Raw genomic sequence first — 15,060 nt, 5'->3', positions numbered from 1 at the left:
TTTTATTTAGAATAACATATTACACTACAATTAAGGTTCTCATTTTTCTAAGTAGGTCAAAATCTCGTACGCTTACCATCCTTCTAAATTGCTCTACTAACGATCAGTAGATACTCTTTAAATTCATCTCATACCTAATATACTGCAAAAAGTAGGACTGGCAGCTACCTCTTTTTTAAGGAATTGATTTTTCCAAGACCACAAAAAATCAATCTTATTTTCGTACGCTTACCATCCTTCTAAATTGCTCTACTAACGATCAGTAGATACTTATTAAATTCACCTTTTACCTAATATACTGCAAAAAGCAGGACTGGCAAAAAAGCAACCCCAAGGAATTGCAGGGTTGCTTCAGCTTACTATTTCTTTAATAAAATATTTGGATCTAACACGCCACTTTCATTCTTCAAGGAAAATGTGTTTAGACGGTCGTTGAAGTCGATCACAACCTCATTACCTAAAAAAACTTTTTCTTCATCAGAGATGTATACGTTGAAACGATCATTTTCTAATTTTTCTTGGAATTGGCCGGTTGGTTCGTCGGCAGGAATAATTTGGAATTTATCTCCTACCGCACAAGAACCGCCTACAGTTGAAAATTGGTTAGAGCCGTCGTTCAACGCTAGAATAAATCCATTCTTGGAATCAAGTTTGCTTGTTAGGGCTTCAACCGCTTGGTCGCGAATTGTAAGTTTCATAGTTATCTCCTCCTTCTTTTGAATTATACCGCGAGAAAAAAGGAGACAAAAACAATTTGCTCAAAAATTTATTGTAATACCCAACGTTCCAATGCTTCTTTTACACCATCTTCTGCATTCGATGCGACTTCGTATTTAGCCACTGCTTTGACTTCAGGTGTCCCATTGCCCATTGCCACTGACACACCCGCATACTTCAGCATAGATAGGTCATTTTCTGCATCACCAATTGCCATGACTTCTTCTTGCTTGATGCCTAAGTGATCTGCTAGTTCTTTGACAGCCGAGCCTTTGCTAGCATCTTTGTTTAAAATTTCCAAATAAAATGGAGAGCTGGTAACCAGAGTATATTCTTCAAAAAGATGTTTAGGAATTTTTTCGATCGCCGCTTTTAAGATTTCCGGCTCATCGATCATCATTAATTTTACTGCCGATACTTCATCCGCAATTTCTTCAGGCGTCCGATATTTCAATGGCAAGTTAACCATATGAGCTTCATTGACAGAATAGCGGCTGATGTCGCGGTTGGATGTATAAATTGCATCCCGATCAACCGTATGGATATGCACCCCGATTTTGCGTGCTAACATATCGAAGTATAAATAATCGTCTCGCGTTAAACCATGTTGAGATACTACTTCCCAAGTATTGGTATTTAAAACTAAGCTACCGTTATAAGAAATGACATAGTCATCTACTGACAGTAGCTCCAATTCATCTAATTGCTCCAAAGCACCTGATAAAGGGCGTCCTGTACAAATGACAATGTAAGCCCCTGTTTTTCGTGCTTGTTTTACACTTTCTATTACGGCTGATGAAAGCTCGCCTCGTTCATTTAATAAGGTTCCATCCATATCAATGGCAACTAATTTTACTGACATAATTTCCTCCTAATGCCTCTGTATCTTAAAGTTTCTTCCATTTACCAGTTAAACACAATGCTGAACCTACTGCAAGAATTTCTTGACCCATCAACAAATCTTTACCCAATGTTCCAAAATAAAGCCAAAGAAAAAACACTGCATAAGCAGTGTTTAGTCGACGTATGAAGTTTCTGTTTTATTTAACCAAGCATAACCTAATCCCATGACCAATCCGCCACCGACAAAGTTGCCGATTAACGTAAAGAATAGATTGTGTAATACGCTAGCTGCATTCATGCCTTCAATAGTTCCGTGAGAAGCAAAGTAAGCCAATGAGAATGCTGGGAAGTTAGCAATAACGTGCTCAAATCCTAAGAAAGCAAAGATAAAGATGATGAAAATGATTGCCATAATTTTACCTGCGTCATCTTTCATGCGCATGCTAGCTAAAACAGCAATGTTAACAACAATATTAGCAAACATACCTTCAACCAAAATTTGAAGTGTTGATTTACTTAATTTATCAGCAATACCGGTAAACATGTAGTTGCCAGCTTCTAAATGACCAAACGGTGCAGTTAGTGATAATAAATACCCACAAAGCACTCCACCAATTAAGTTGAAGAAGATACAAGTAAACAATAATTTCGCTGCAAAGCCAAACGAAACCTTTTTACGATAAACACCGACTGTCATATAAAGCATGTTAGAAGTGCCAAGCTCTGCGTTCATAAATATGATCATTACCAATGACCAGCTGAACATAAAGGCATAGCTCATTTTTTCCAAACCTGGAATGGCTTGCTGCGTACGAATCGCAATGTAAAAGGCAATGGCTGTTCCTAAAGCTAAGAACAAACACGCCAACATTGAACGGACTGCATAACGAGGTAAACTGCTATCCAATAGTTCCTTTTTCTTCTTGATTGACTTGTCCAATTGACTCATTAATGGGAAGTATTTCACAGTTGCTTGAGCTGTTTCTTGTGTTTTTGAATTTTCCATTGTTTCCTCATCTATTTCCATTGTTAGATTTGATTTCATTGTTCCCATCCTTTTTCCTATAATAGGGGCATAACTGAACATATAATACATGATTTCCATGACGTTTTCAACATTTATTTCATTAATCTTTTATCATGTAAGTCTTTTAACATGTTAATAAACAAGTTATGATTAATTAAACAAGTTAGGAGGAGAACCCATGGTCAAACAAATTTTGAAAGCAGAAGTGGAAGCTTTAGGTGGTTTACAGCTAAAATGCTCCGCTAGAGGATTTGAATTTTTAATAGATGAACCAGAAAATGTCGGTGGTACGAACCAAGCGATGAATCCCTTGGAGGCTCTATTGTGCTCGCTAGGTGCCTGCAAAATGATGGTTGCTCGTTTCTTTTATCAGTCTCAAAACATTCAGCTGAAATCGATGAAGGTGGAAATGCTAGGCGAAATCGACTCCGATCGCTTGAAGGGCCAGCCCAACATAAAGATAGGCTTCTCAAAAATTACCACGAACTATACCATCGTTGCCGAAAACACTCCGGAAGAAATAGATGCCTTTATTGCCTTCATTGAGCGCACCTGCCCGGTTAAGGACACCCTTGTCAATACACCAGAAATGGAACGCAATCTTTCGTTTAAAAAATATATCATTGACTAATTGTCCGTTGCCTCATTCCCATAGCATTGAAAGGTGATTCTTATGTTCGAATTTTTTGATACATTTTTTGGCACTAAGATGATTTTTATTTTTTCATTGATTGCTTTAGCAGCAGCAGGATTTTTCATAATGAAGGGAGCATTTAAATCCTTCGCAGGAAGACGAGTGATACAACTGTCTTTCCTTCTAGTAGGCATCGTAGTAGAATTAGTGATCCTATACCTAATTTTGTTCATTTTGCTTTTTGGCTACAATAGCTAAATCCTTCACAGAAAATAGAACCTCAACACCTGTATTGGCGTGTTGAGGTTCTATTCATTTTATTTAATTGGCGGCAAAATTGCCACTAAACTTTTGCTTAACGCTACATAAAGAGGTGATTCATCTTGACTCGTTTTACTAATTTGATCTTTTGTACGAACCGAGCTTGCCGCTAGTGCAATCAAACTGTCACCTCTGAACAAATCAACAAAGTATTTTGTTGAAATAGCATCAGGAATTTCTGAGCTAAAGTTCAATGAAGTAATCAGCTTCGTTCTCAAAGTATCGCCAATTGAAAACTTAGTTGATAGCTTGGTCAATTCAGGCCGTTTATTGGCTTTTTCTTGATCGTAATCAGTCAGATTATATGCTTCGATGATTGCATTTAGTTTCTCAGCATAGCGTTTATCTGTAGCATAACGTCCTTGCAGATATTCAGTAGCTTCTTTGTAATTTTCGGTTTCTGATTTCCATGCTGGTTTGTAGAAATCACTATTACCGGAAATGCCTTCTTTGAGCAATTTTGCATAATCTTCTAACGATTCTTTGTAAGATGGATATTTACGGAATTCAGCCGTAATTTGGAAACTGTTTCCTCCAGCATCTTGCTCTAACGTACGGAAAGCGACACTACTGTCTTGGTATTTGCCTTTAATTCCGAAAAGATTAAAGTTCGGTGCAGAAGCTAGTGAACTATTACCTGATCCACTTTCTAAAATAGCTTGTGCAAGCATAACAGATGAATAAATACCGTTCTTCTGGCCAATTTCACGAGACCATTCACCCACTTTTTCAATGAATTGATCCGTCGTCTGGTTTTTATTGAAGACAAATGGTTGATCCGTATTGTATTCCCCAAAAGCATTGGCTAGAGAACTGGTTGCTTTTGGCAATCCCGCGACATTTACTCGCACCGCAAATGTTGGCATGAAACCGTTAAGAGTACCGATCTTTACCACATCTCCCGGCTGAGGAGCATGAATATACTGTCCATTACCGATATAAATTGCTACGTGAGTTGTTACGCTAGTAGGTGCTCCCCAGAATAATAAGTCTCCAGGTTGGGCATCACTAACAGGGATCTGGGTACCAGAATACTGCTGATCTCCTGTCCAACCACCGATATAATGACCAGTTGCTGCTGCATAAACAGCATAGGCTAAGCCCGAACAGTCAAAAGCGTTAGGTCCTTTAGCACCCCAAACATAAGGTTTGCCTAAATGGCGGTGCGCTTCTTGAACGATCGCATTTTGTACATCATTGCCTATAGTTGGTACAGGTTCATTTGAAGGAACCCGTATATCACTGCTACCTGAATCAGGCTGTCTCGGCTGATCAGTTGTCGGCGTTGGTGCCGGTGTATTATTACCAGTATCAGCGGGTTCTTTGTCATCAGGCTTTTGCCCTTCATTATTATTATCCGTATTCTCGTTGGGTTTTTCTGGAGCTGGTTTTGGTTCTACAATTAGTTGCACTTCAACATCAGATTCCGGCATGGTAAAGCTACCAGTTGCTTGGTCGCTGCTCATCACAACATTTTCGTTTTCTGGTTTAGAGCGATCAATTACTTTCACTTCTTTGATAATGTTTTTATCACTATCTTTCAAGCTTACTTCGTACTTTACACCTCCGCCTTTTTCAATCTCAGAAAATCGATCAAAATGAATCTGGTTACCATCACTATCGGCATAATTATTTTGAGTTAACGCATTTCCTGCAATATATAAACTATATGTCGCTATTTCAGGTTCTGGAGCTGGTTCAGGCGCTGGTTCTGGTGTGGGCTGCGGATCAGGCACCGGTACGCTGGAAGATTCAGTCGTCTGCTCCGATGATTGAACGGTAGACTCCTGTGTTTCCGCGGCCAAAACTTGTTGCGTTGAAAGAACAGTTGGCGCTATAAGCACCCCTAAAGTTAATATAGTAGCTATCTTTTTATGCTGCAAATCTATCCCTCGCTTCTATTATGCATGTAAAATTAAATTTTTATCTTTATTGTAACATGCTTTATTTTTGTTGTCTAAAAGATACCTAACTATTTTTTCATTTTTTCTCATTTTATCACTCAATAATGCCTTATTTCTCCCCAGAAATAATTCCTCGCATTAAATCAGCACTCGAACGTTCAAAATAATGAGCCATGCGCACGCGTCGGCCATCCGAGAGCTCCCAAATTTTGTTTTCATAAAAATCAACCGTTGTACGTTTACCATCCATTAATTCTTTCGCATAGCTTAAAACTAAACGAATCGCTTCTTTTGTGGCATCATCACTTTTGAAGTAGATGGTGTAGCTTCTCAAGTATTCTTCTAGATCACTATTATGAGAAACTTTCCAATCTTCTATAAAGTCCTCTAGTGCAGTAATAACATTCTCATTCTCAATATCCCATAAAGTAATATCTTTCTCTTGATGATCCATTAACCGTTTCCTCCTCAACAATTGTGTTCCTTTAAATCTATTATAAAGAAACTCAGCTAAGATGTCCCGTTTCAACGAAAAAAAGTTTCAAATTATTACCCAATTAAAGGTAAACCCCAATAAATTAAAGTTTACCTTTAAAATATTTTTTATCATTTAGGCTCGCCTTAATGCTTTTTTCTGACTTTTATTTACGCTATACTATCAACTAATGCCAAATAAAGGATGGAACGTATATTGACTAGATTAATCGATAAAATACAGAAAATTTTTAAAAGCAATGAGCGCACTGCCATAGGAATTTTAGCAGGGAGTATGGGACTTTTATCAAATTTATTACTGTTCTTTGCCAAGCTTTTCATCGGTACGCTATCTGGTAGTGTCTCGATTACGGCAGATGCGATGAATAATTTATCCGATACCGCATCTTCATTTATTACCTTAGCAGGGTTTAAAATTGCTGGAAAGCCAGCCGATAAGGATCATCCTTATGGTCATGAACGCTTCGAATATGTTAGTGGATTTGTGGTTTCCATTCTGGTAACATACGTTGGGATTCGCTTCTTAGATAGTTCATTTGTAAAGATTCTTCATCCGACAAGCATTCAACTTTCTTCAATTGTATATATAGTTTTAACACTTTCCATTTTAATGAAATTTTTACAAGGTAGTATTTATCAGCGTTTAGGAAAGAGGATTCACTCAAATACACTACAAGCTACTGCACAAGACAGCTTTAATGATGTATACACAACCATTGCGGTTTTATTTTCAGCTATAACTGAGTGGATTACAGGATGGCGGATCGATGGGTATGTTGGCCTTCTGATTGCTTTATATATTATATATACTGGAGTTAAGATGATTAAGGAATTTATCGATGAATTGATGGGCGTACGAGCACCCGAAGACGAAATCGGTGAGATTCGAGCTCATTTGGATAAGTTCCCCGATATCATCGGTTATCATGATTTGTTAATTCACAGCTATGGACCAAACAGCGTATTTGCCTCAGTTCATATTGAAGTAAACCAAGATTGGAGCTTGAGCCACGCCCATAATGTGATTGATACGATTGAACAGGAAGTAAAAACGAATACTGGTGTGGATTTGGTCTGCCATGTGGACCCTTACCCTCTTGATGACCCTGATTTTAAGCGCGTCGCACCAAACTTAAAACAGGTTCTGCGTGATATCCATCCTCAGTTGCGTTTTCATGATTTACGGATTGATAATACTATCGATCCTGAGGTAATCTATTTTGATTTAGTTGTTCCAGAAGGATTAAAATTATCCAATGAAGAATTACAAGAATTAATTACCAAAAACTATAACAAAGAAAATATATCCGCAAGTATGTCCATTATCTTTGACCGGACTTATTTGCTATAGAAGAGCCTATAAAAAACTGTTTCGTTTATGATCTAGAAAAAGCTTTACATCTCAATGCATCAAAAAAATAGGTTGCGACAGACGTGTTCAGCTCCAAAAAAAAGCCGAATAATCCAAGAATAGCAGCACATATTTTTGCGATTATTCGGCTTGTTTCGAAAGAGTTGCTATAATTACACCGATTATTGGGTTTTTAGCGGCTGTAAGGTTTTATGTCACTACCGCTTAACTTTTGCTAAAACGAGCGATACACATACTGATTATCTGGTGTCGCAATCGGCTGAACTTTTTCAACAGCGAGTGCTGGTAGTTGGCGTTTAAAAGGTTCAAAATATTCTAGTTCAATTGTTCCTTCTACATGGAGCCATTGATTGTTATTCACCTTTTCATTTTCAGGAAAATGTATCATCAACCCAAATACCCCAGAATCTGCTACACAGTGAATGATTCCGAATCGGAAGAGGAAATTGTACGTTTGGTCTTTTGTCGTTTGATAATCGAATCCCTCATAGGAAAGTTTTTTACCAACAAAAGTATTGGGATAAGTATAAATTAGTTCCATCACTTCCAGATAATTTTCGTCCGTCACCTGGAGGACGTCATTTTCTTGATATTTTGCTAATAGTTCCTCCATTTGCTTATCATAGTCATCTTTATTGTAATAAATACTCGTATCTGGCTTCAAATATTGCGTATTCATTTCTGGATCACCAACCGATTCTTTACTTACAGGAAAACTAAAACCCTTGGCTTCCACGATCGTTGTGTCCAAACTAATTGTTGGAAAAAGTGTGCCCGCGATCAAAGGAAGACTCAGCAGCAGATACGTCACCATTTTTTGCGAACGTTTCATGCCACCGTGTTCGTGACCATGATGAGCGTGAGTCCGTTCTTTCCCCTCACTTTGTTCAACCCATAGCTTTAACTGAACCAAAGCTAGCAGCAAAGATAAGGCCATTGTTAAATAAACCAAATAGATATAATGAATATTAATATATTGGTTCAACTTTCCAGACACCTGCAAATACATCATCCACTCGAAATAGCCGGATAAAATCAAAAAACGAAACATAAATTACCTCCTAAATCAAGTATGCGTAACAGGCAACAACCACTGTAATGATTGCCATCAGCTGCACGATGAATTTACCATGAAAGACTCGCTTCATCATCATCAAGTTTTTGATATCAACCATTGGACCAAAGACTAAGAAGGCCACCACTGAATTGACCCCAAACAAAGACAACAATGAAGACCCTACAAAAGCATCTGCCTCAGAACACAAAGACATAGTAAATGCCAACACCAACATAACTAAAATTGAGACTAATCTTGAGGAAGTAAGTTGCAATAATAGCTGTGTAGGTAAGTAAACCTGCATACTTGCTGCAATTAAACCACCGATAATCAGATAGCGTCCTGTATCAAAGAATTCATCTATGGCGTGAGTCAATACTTCGAATATGTGCTTATCCTTTCTCAGCTGTGCATGCTCATGGTGGTGCTGTTTAGCTTCCACCACAAGTACCTCTTTCATAATCGGCAACTTGTTGAAATAAGCAATCCACGAACCTATGGTTAAGGCCACTAGCAAACTTCCACCTACCCGCAACAAAGCAAAACGAGCACTATTGCCTAATGCAACAAAAGTAGCAAACAATACAATTGGATTAATAATCGGTGCAGTAACCATAAAAGCGAAGGCGGTATATTCCGGAACGCCTTTTTTTATAAATTGTGTAACAATCGGTACAATACCGCATTCGCAAGAAGGAAAGAAAAATCCTAAGCCTGAACCAACTAATATAGCTAAGAACTTATTTTTTGGTAATAAGTGCTGTACGCGCTCAGACGTTAAATATACTTGCAAGGCACCCGAAATAATGCAACCAAGTAAAACGAATGGAATAGCTTCAACAATGATTGAAAGAAAGATGGTACTCATTTGTAAGATCGAATTGGGAATAAATGTCAGCATCCCTGAACCTCCTCTATGTCGCTCATTACTATACTCCCGCACAAAAAAAGACACAAGCTCTTTTAAAAAACAAGCAAGTGTCTTAATATTTTTTTATTCAGCCTTTTTTAAATAACGTTAATTATTTATTGGAATGACCATTTAGATGTCCTTTTCGAATACGTCTTCGCTTATATAAAGAAAAAAAGCCGCCCAGTCGGGACAGCTCGATGACTTTATTTTACAGCGTCTTTTAACTGTTTACCGGCTTTAAAAGCTGGTGATTTGCTTGCTGCGATTGTAATTTCTTCGCCAGTTTGAGGGTTACGTCCTTTACGAGCAGCACGTTCGCGTACTTCAAAGTTACCAAAACCGATAACTTGAACTTTATCGCCATCTTTCAATGCGTCTTGGATCGTAGTGAATAAAGCATCTACTGCTGCAGTTGCATCTTTTTTTGTCAATCCAGTTTTTTCTGCTACTTTTTCTACTAAGCTTTGCTTGTTCATCATGATATAGCCTCCATCATTCTTTTAGTTATTCCAAAGCTAATTCTATTCGTTCTTTGACAGAAAGGCAACTGTTATATCTCAGTTTCGCGAATTTTTTTTGGCAGATTTTTTTTTTATTTAACCAGAAAACAAAAATAAAATAATTTTTTCTAAGATTTTTTTAAGCCTTAAGCTTTTTGGATTTTATTACAATTTTTTCCTTATAATGATTATCGTCTGGCATTAGTTAAATAATGAAAGATGAAACTTAACAAGGGATATCAATTGGTTTTTCCACTTTTAAAAAAATATATTTAAATAAAAATTAGGGGATGGATCATGGATTTAAGAGAATTAATGAAACAAGAAACGTACCGCAGACTTTGTTTGATCGAAGCCCTTTACTATTCAGAGTCTCTTTTGTCTGTGCAACATTTGAGTGATTTACTAGGTTGCTCTGTTCCGATTTTACATAGTGATATTAAGGCTCTAAATGAGAATGATTTACAATTTACAATAATAAAGATCAAAAATTTATACAAGTTAAACTTTGAAGCTTCGGCAACAATCGATTCAGTTTACGCAAATATTTTAGAAACTTCAGTAGAATTTCAAATTATTTCGGAGCTATTCTTCCAACGTCAGTACAGAATCTCAGCAATAGCAACAGATCTTCGTTGTAGCTTTTCAAATGTACAACGCCACCTAAAACGAATCGAGCAGCTATTACCGAATTGGAATATCCATGTAGCTCAACGGCCCAGTCGGATAGAAGGTGACGAGATAATGATTCGGCATTTTTATTATCTTTTTTTCAAGGAGCGGCGCCTTCCTTTGAAAAGTTACGGATTTTCTGACAAATTAATACTTGCTGTCGATCATTATATTCACGAATTTTTGCTAAAGAATAATGTTCGAAATAATATGAACACGCATCTTCAGTTAATGCACAGTACCTTAATCTGTTTGTATCGCAACAAGAAAAAATTCCATCTAGATGCACAACTTCCATCTGATCACTATTTCAGATTACCTAATAAGTCTGAACATTCTGATTTAGTTTTATTACTCAAACGAGAATGCGGGTTAGAATATAACTCTGACTTGATGATGGAAGCCTTGTGGCCTGTTTTTTCTGATCATTTAGTTTTAACCCCTTCGCAGCAAATGCAGCAGGAGAAAACAAATTATAAACTAGCAAATTTCTACGATTTACATACTAAATTGATGAGAGCTATCAATTTAATTTTAGAAAACAGTCTGACTGAAAGCCAGATTCAAGAGAGTCTGCGTATTTTAGGCAATGATGTACTTATCTATTTTCCAGATAACGAGCTAATAACTATTCTTGGAAATTCTAAACACTATACCTTGTTGTTGCTAAGAAAGAAGTATGGTCGAACAGTCGATCGCCTAATGAATACAATTTACGATTTTCTTTATAAGAATCGTTTGCCCTATAGTGAGGAATATTGTGAGCTCTACTTTTTTAGCTTAATTCAGTCGATTGATGGTTTGCTTCAACGATTTGCCACTGTTGAGAAACCAGTGAAGGTTTTATTGCTATCTGATGCTTCGCCGAATCAGGAAAAATTTTGGCGTTTGATGCTGAGTTCATGGGTTCAGACGCCTCTGTTTTGTAGTTATTCGAATTATCCTTATATCAATATGCAAGATTTGAATCAAGTGACCAAAAAATTCGACTTGCTCATTACGGATATCACTATGCCTGAGCTAGAAAGCTTTTGCCCAGTAATCGCAATAAATTCTTATCCAACACCACAGGACATTGCTAACATTCGAAATTTTTTTAATAGTCTTGACACTTCGATCCCCGATAGAAAGGAAACTGAACATGAACCTACGTTGTCTACTTAAACGTGATAATCAACGTAAGCTTTTGTTAATTGAGACATTATACTATTCAAAATATCCCATGACGACTGATCAGCTTGTACAACTTCTAGACTGTACAGCACCAGTATTATCCAGTGATATTCGTTCAATCAATACTCAGATGGAATACTATCGAATAACTAGAGAAAATGGCTTATATTCTCTCGAGGTCGAAGATAACGCAACTATCGATGCCTTATTTTCGACTATGATCCGCAACTCCTTATCTTTCAAAATCTTAGAACTAGTCTTTTTTGAAGAATATGACAAACTACAGGACATAGCTAAGCAATTATTCTGTAGCGTTTCCTCTGTTCAAACGCATCTGAATGTTTTAATGAAAGTGTTGAAAAAATGGAAACTAACCATTCAACGGCGCCCCTTTCGAATTGTCGGAAATGAAAAAACAGTTCGTCAATTATTCTTCTTACTTTTTTCTGAGAAGAAGGTTGTAAAAGAAGAATTGCGCCGCTCCGTAGAATTCTTTGAACTGGGTGAAGAAGTAATTCGCTCATTGATCGAAAACAATCAGTTGGAATGTTCATACAGCCAATATAACCGCTTGTGTATGATGTTTTTCATCAGCTTGCAACGGGTGAAAAACGGTCATTTCTTTCCACAGCGCTTTTTGAGTTCAAAAAATATTTTGCCGCCTGATCGAATTCTTTGTTATAATTTTGCAGAAAAATTACTAGAAGAAGCAGGAATGGAATATACAGACGAAGTCATGAAAGAATCTTTTTGGTTACTGTATTCAGACTTGTTTTTATTGGGGGAAGAGCAAAAGAAAAAAGCGTTGGAAAATAACTACAACTTATCTTACAATTATGCAAAACATCAAGAATTAGTTGAAGATTTCAATCGCCTATTAGTAACACCTTTGACAAAAAAACAAAAGGAACGATTGACTGTCATTCTAATCAACCAACACCTTTTTCTAATTGACACTCGTGAATATATCAGCGTTCTTCGTGACGGAAAGCGAGATTATATTAACCTACTTGAAAATTTTCATGCACATTGTGTACATAGTATTCGTTCCTTGGTAAAGGATTTTACTCATAAACATCATATCTTTGAATCAGAAGAATTTATCAACAATTATGTCTATCAGATAATTGCTACCATACCGGAGTGCTTAACTGGCATGAAGCAGCTTGATGAGCCAGTCAATATCTTAATTGTTGCTTCTGATTCTACTACTCAAGAACAGTTGTTAACTCAACTAATACACTCTTCTGTTCGTGGAAATTACTTAATCTCGCATGTGACTTCCAATCAACTAAATCCCGCAGATTGCTCGTCTGAATTTAGTAACTACGATTTGGTCATCTGTACTTCCACTGTTGACCTACCCAACTGTCCTACCCCGATATTAGCGGTAGAATTATGTCCAAGCATTTACACGCTCAACAAATTGCAGCGTCGAGTGGAAGAAATTCATCAAACGAAAACAAAAATACGAAAACAAGCAAAAAAACGACGGAGTATACAATAAATTACTCTGTCGTTTATTTGTGAATCTTTCACATACAATAGTTACCTTGATCATTCTTATTGCTTTCTAATCTTATCATCGGTAACTAATAAGCGCTGTAACTCCTTTTCCATTGAAGCCTTTTCTTGAGAAAGGCTATACACCATCCGATCGAATTTTTCAGGATCGTTCCTTTTACGGATGAGATTTAACTGGAGCAAGCAATAGCCAAGAAGTAAGAGCGACAACACCCCCACTATTAAAATCTCCACTCCCGCTGAATAATGCAATATCGCATAAAAAAGCAATCCCAAACCAACAATCAAGCCGAGGAATCCCAACTTAGATTGCCGACCACCACCAAAAAGAATTCGTCGAAAAACTGAGCCATCTCGCAATTCTTCGTAACGGGTAATTCGAGCTTCAATAAAACTAATTTGTTCTTTTATTATATCTGTTGGACTTTTTTTTGACATACAAAAACTCCTTTGCTCTCTTTTATTATCACTAGTTTGCAACAATTTCGCAACGAAAAACTTTTCATTAAAAGAGAATCTTATCTTTTTACATCCTAACCTATCTTGTGTAGATTTGATCTCAATTTCACAATGCTAAGTAAATAACAAAAGTCTTTTTCTTTCTTAACGCATTTTAATTGATTTCCGCTGAATCTATTATACAATAGTGTAGTAAACGCTTACAAATTATAACGAGGAGTGATTGCTATGAAAATTGGAATCCCAAAGGAAATTAAAAACAATGAGAACCGTGTGGCATTACCGCCATCAGGTGTTTTTGACTTAACTAGTCGTGGTCATCAAGTACTAGTTGAAACCAGTGCCGGAAAAGGTTCTGCGATCTCTGATGAAGAATACGAAGAAGCCGGTGCTGTTATTGTTCAGACAGCTAAAGAAGCTTGGGCTTGTGACATGGTGATGAAAGTAAAAGAGCCTTTAAAAGAAGAATATCAGTATTTTAGAGATGACTTATTGCTATTTACCTATTTGCATTTAGCAGCAAATAAAGAATTAACTGAAGCACTAGTTGAGAGCGGTGTAACAGCTATTGCTTACGAAAATGTGCAACCTGCTGATAATTCCCTGCCACTATTGGCACCTATGAGTGAAATAGCTGGTCGAATGGCTTCACAGATCGGCGCAAATTACTTAGAACGTGTTAATGGTGGCAAAGGTATCCTATTGGCAGGTGTTCCCGGTGTAAGACGGGGTAATGTAGTGGTCATCGGTGGTGGAACGGTTGGAGCTAATGCTGCTAAAATTGCTTTGGGGCTAGGAGCAAACGTGACAATTCTCGACGTAAGTGTTCCCCGTCTAAAAGAATTGGATACCATTTTTGACAATAAAGTTCAGACTCTATTGTCTAATCGTTACAATATACAAGAAACGTTAAAAACAGCTGACTTAGTAATTGGTGCCGTGCTAATTCCTGGTCATAAAGCACCTACTCTTGTGACAACTGACATGGTGGCAGGAATGCCTGACCATTCTGTAATTGTAGATGTGGCGATTGATCAAGGAGGGATTTTCGAAACAGTCGATCGTGTGACTACCCATGATGATCCTACTTATGTTAAAGAAGGTGTCGTTCATTATGCAGTAGCAAATATGCCTGGTGCAGTACCTCAAACTGCTACTTATGCGTTAAGTAACAGCACTTTAGCCTATGCTAATTTGTTAGCGAATAACCCATTAGAAGAATTATTGAAAGCAAACTTAGCCTTGCATAGAGGGGTGAATGCGTACAAAGGAAAATTAACTTTAGAAGCTGTTGCCAATGACTTGTCTATGGAATACACACCGTTGGATGATGTTTTAGACTAACTACTATTTTTTTCGAGGTTGTGACAGAAGTGTTCAGCTCTGAAAAATAAACCGAATAAGCCGAAATTAGCTTCTCATATTTTTGCGATTATGCGGCTTATTTCG

General features: G+C 37.2%; 14 protein-coding genes. 5 read left to right on the top strand and 9 right to left on the bottom strand.

Translation table 11 applies throughout. The features are described from left to right. Nucleotides 1-359: 359 nt before the first annotated feature. From IGI42_RS22460 to IGI42_RS22450, 3 genes are all read right to left on the bottom strand, one after another. Nucleotides 360-698, bottom strand: coding sequence for an iron-sulfur cluster biosynthesis family protein (locus IGI42_RS22460; protein ID WP_438718297.1), 339 nt, complete (start codon nt 696-698; stop codon nt 360-362). A 68-nt stretch (nt 699-766) separates the two neighbouring features. After that, nucleotides 767-1,579 carry a sugar-phosphatase gene (gene yidA, locus IGI42_RS22455; protein ID WP_438718296.1) on the bottom strand — a complete coding sequence of 271 codons (813 nt, stop codon included), beginning with the start codon at nt 1,577-1,579 and terminating at the stop codon, nt 767-769. Between the two features lie 153 nt (nt 1,580-1,732). Continuing rightward, nucleotides 1,733-2,566 carry a formate/nitrite transporter family protein gene (locus IGI42_RS22450; protein WP_438718335.1) on the bottom strand — a complete coding sequence of 278 codons (834 nt, stop codon included), beginning with the start codon at nt 2,564-2,566 and terminating at the stop codon, nt 1,733-1,735. A 199-nt stretch (nt 2,567-2,765) separates the two neighbouring features. Here IGI42_RS22450 and IGI42_RS22445 point away from each other — a divergent pair, with 199 nt between their 5' ends. After that, on the top strand, nt 2,766-3,218 hold the full coding sequence (locus IGI42_RS22445; protein WP_438718295.1) for an OsmC family protein: 453 nt from the start codon (nt 2,766-2,768) through the stop codon (nt 3,216-3,218). Between the two features lie 320 nt (nt 3,219-3,538). Here the strand turns inward: IGI42_RS22445 and IGI42_RS22440 are convergent, their stop codons facing one another. Continuing rightward, nucleotides 3,539-5,425, bottom strand: coding sequence for a glucosaminidase domain-containing protein (locus IGI42_RS22440; RefSeq protein ID WP_438718294.1), 1,887 nt, complete (start codon nt 5,423-5,425; stop codon nt 3,539-3,541). A 130-nt stretch (nt 5,426-5,555) separates the two neighbouring features. After that, on the bottom strand, nt 5,556-5,900 hold the full coding sequence (locus IGI42_RS22435) for a hypothetical protein (RefSeq protein ID WP_438718293.1): 345 nt from the start codon (nt 5,898-5,900) through the stop codon (nt 5,556-5,558). A 225-nt stretch (nt 5,901-6,125) separates the two neighbouring features. On the opposite strand from IGI42_RS22435, the gene IGI42_RS22430 reads away from it, so the two are divergent. Further along, nucleotides 6,126-7,292 (top strand): cation diffusion facilitator family transporter, encoded by a 1,167-nt coding sequence (locus IGI42_RS22430; RefSeq protein ID WP_438718292.1) that lies wholly within the window; start codon nt 6,126-6,128, stop codon nt 7,290-7,292. A 235-nt stretch (nt 7,293-7,527) separates the two neighbouring features. Here the strand turns inward: IGI42_RS22430 and IGI42_RS22425 are convergent, their stop codons facing one another. The 3 genes from IGI42_RS22425 to IGI42_RS22415 all read right to left on the bottom strand — a co-directional run bounded on the left by IGI42_RS22425 (nt 7,528) and on the right by IGI42_RS22415 (nt 9,762). Further along, nucleotides 7,528-8,364: a TIGR03943 family putative permease subunit gene (locus IGI42_RS22425; RefSeq protein WP_438718291.1), complete on the bottom strand. Its 837-nt coding sequence runs from the start codon at nt 8,362-8,364 to the stop codon at nt 7,528-7,530. A 10-nt stretch (nt 8,365-8,374) separates the two neighbouring features. Further along, entirely contained in the window at nt 8,375-9,271 is an 897-nt protein-coding gene (locus tag IGI42_RS22420) for a permease (RefSeq protein ID WP_438718290.1), read from the bottom strand. Between the two features lie 215 nt (nt 9,272-9,486). Beyond that, nucleotides 9,487-9,762 (bottom strand): HU family DNA-binding protein, encoded by a 276-nt coding sequence (locus IGI42_RS22415; RefSeq protein ID WP_438718289.1) that lies wholly within the window; start codon nt 9,760-9,762, stop codon nt 9,487-9,489. Nucleotides 9,763-10,080: 318 nt separating this feature from the next. Between IGI42_RS22415 and IGI42_RS22410 the strand changes: the two genes are divergently transcribed. Next, nucleotides 10,081-11,619: a helix-turn-helix domain-containing protein gene (locus IGI42_RS22410; RefSeq protein WP_438718288.1), complete on the top strand. Its 1,539-nt coding sequence runs from the start codon at nt 10,081-10,083 to the stop codon at nt 11,617-11,619. Then, nucleotides 11,597-13,135 carry a helix-turn-helix domain-containing protein gene (locus tag IGI42_RS22405; protein WP_438718287.1) on the top strand — a complete coding sequence of 513 codons (1,539 nt, stop codon included), beginning with the start codon at nt 11,597-11,599 and terminating at the stop codon, nt 13,133-13,135. The genes IGI42_RS22410 and IGI42_RS22405 overlap by 23 nt, the downstream gene beginning before the upstream one ends. Before the next feature lie 56 nt (nt 13,136-13,191). Here IGI42_RS22405 and IGI42_RS22400 read toward each other — a convergent pair whose 3' ends face one another. After that, nucleotides 13,192-13,590, bottom strand: coding sequence for a hypothetical protein (locus IGI42_RS22400; RefSeq protein WP_438718286.1), 399 nt, complete (start codon nt 13,588-13,590; stop codon nt 13,192-13,194). A 249-nt stretch (nt 13,591-13,839) separates the two neighbouring features. Here IGI42_RS22400 and ald point away from each other — a divergent pair, with 249 nt between their 5' ends. Then, entirely contained in the window at nt 13,840-14,955 is a 1,116-nt protein-coding gene (gene ald, locus IGI42_RS22395; protein WP_438718285.1) for an alanine dehydrogenase, read from the top strand. The last annotated feature ends 105 nt before the right edge of the window (nt 14,956-15,060 follow it).

The sequence above is a fragment of the Enterococcus sp. AZ109 genome (assembly GCF_051714625.1).
Lineage (GTDB): Bacteria > Bacillota > Bacilli > Lactobacillales > Enterococcaceae > Enterococcus_A.
Note: the sequence above shows the minus strand (reverse complement) of the source record. Positions and strands in the feature narration are given on the sequence as shown.

Bases quoted from the DNA above. Each gene is read 5' to 3' on its own strand.
- IGI42_RS22460 (WP_438718297.1), bottom strand. From the start codon at position 698: ATGAAACTTACAATTCGCGACCAAGCGGTTGAAGCCCTAACAAGCAAA.
- yidA (WP_438718296.1), bottom strand. From the start codon at position 1,579: ATGTCAGTAAAATTAGTTGCCATTGATATGGATGGAACCTTATTAAAT.
- IGI42_RS22450 (WP_438718335.1), bottom strand. From the start codon at position 2,566: ATGGAAAATTCAAAAACACAAGAAACAGCTCAAGCAACTGTGAAATAC.
- IGI42_RS22445 (WP_438718295.1), top strand. From the start codon at position 2,766: ATGGTCAAACAAATTTTGAAAGCAGAAGTGGAAGCTTTAGGTGGTTTA.
- IGI42_RS22435 (WP_438718293.1), bottom strand. From the start codon at position 5,900: ATGGATCATCAAGAGAAAGATATTACTTTATGGGATATTGAGAATGAG.
- IGI42_RS22430 (WP_438718292.1), top strand. From the start codon at position 6,126: ATGGAACGTATATTGACTAGATTAATCGATAAAATACAGAAAATTTTT.
- IGI42_RS22425 (WP_438718291.1), bottom strand. From the start codon at position 8,364: ATGTTTCGTTTTTTGATTTTATCCGGCTATTTCGAGTGGATGATGTAT.
- IGI42_RS22420 (WP_438718290.1), bottom strand. From the start codon at position 9,271: ATGCTGACATTTATTCCCAATTCGATCTTACAAATGAGTACCATCTTT.
- IGI42_RS22415 (WP_438718289.1), bottom strand. From the start codon at position 9,762: ATGATGAACAAGCAAAGCTTAGTAGAAAAAGTAGCAGAAAAAACTGGA.
- IGI42_RS22410 (WP_438718288.1), top strand. From the start codon at position 10,081: ATGGATTTAAGAGAATTAATGAAACAAGAAACGTACCGCAGACTTTGT.
- IGI42_RS22405 (WP_438718287.1), top strand. From the start codon at position 11,597: ATGAACCTACGTTGTCTACTTAAACGTGATAATCAACGTAAGCTTTTG.
- IGI42_RS22400 (WP_438718286.1), bottom strand. From the start codon at position 13,590: ATGTCAAAAAAAAGTCCAACAGATATAATAAAAGAACAAATTAGTTTT.
- ald (WP_438718285.1), top strand. From the start codon at position 13,840: ATGAAAATTGGAATCCCAAAGGAAATTAAAAACAATGAGAACCGTGTG.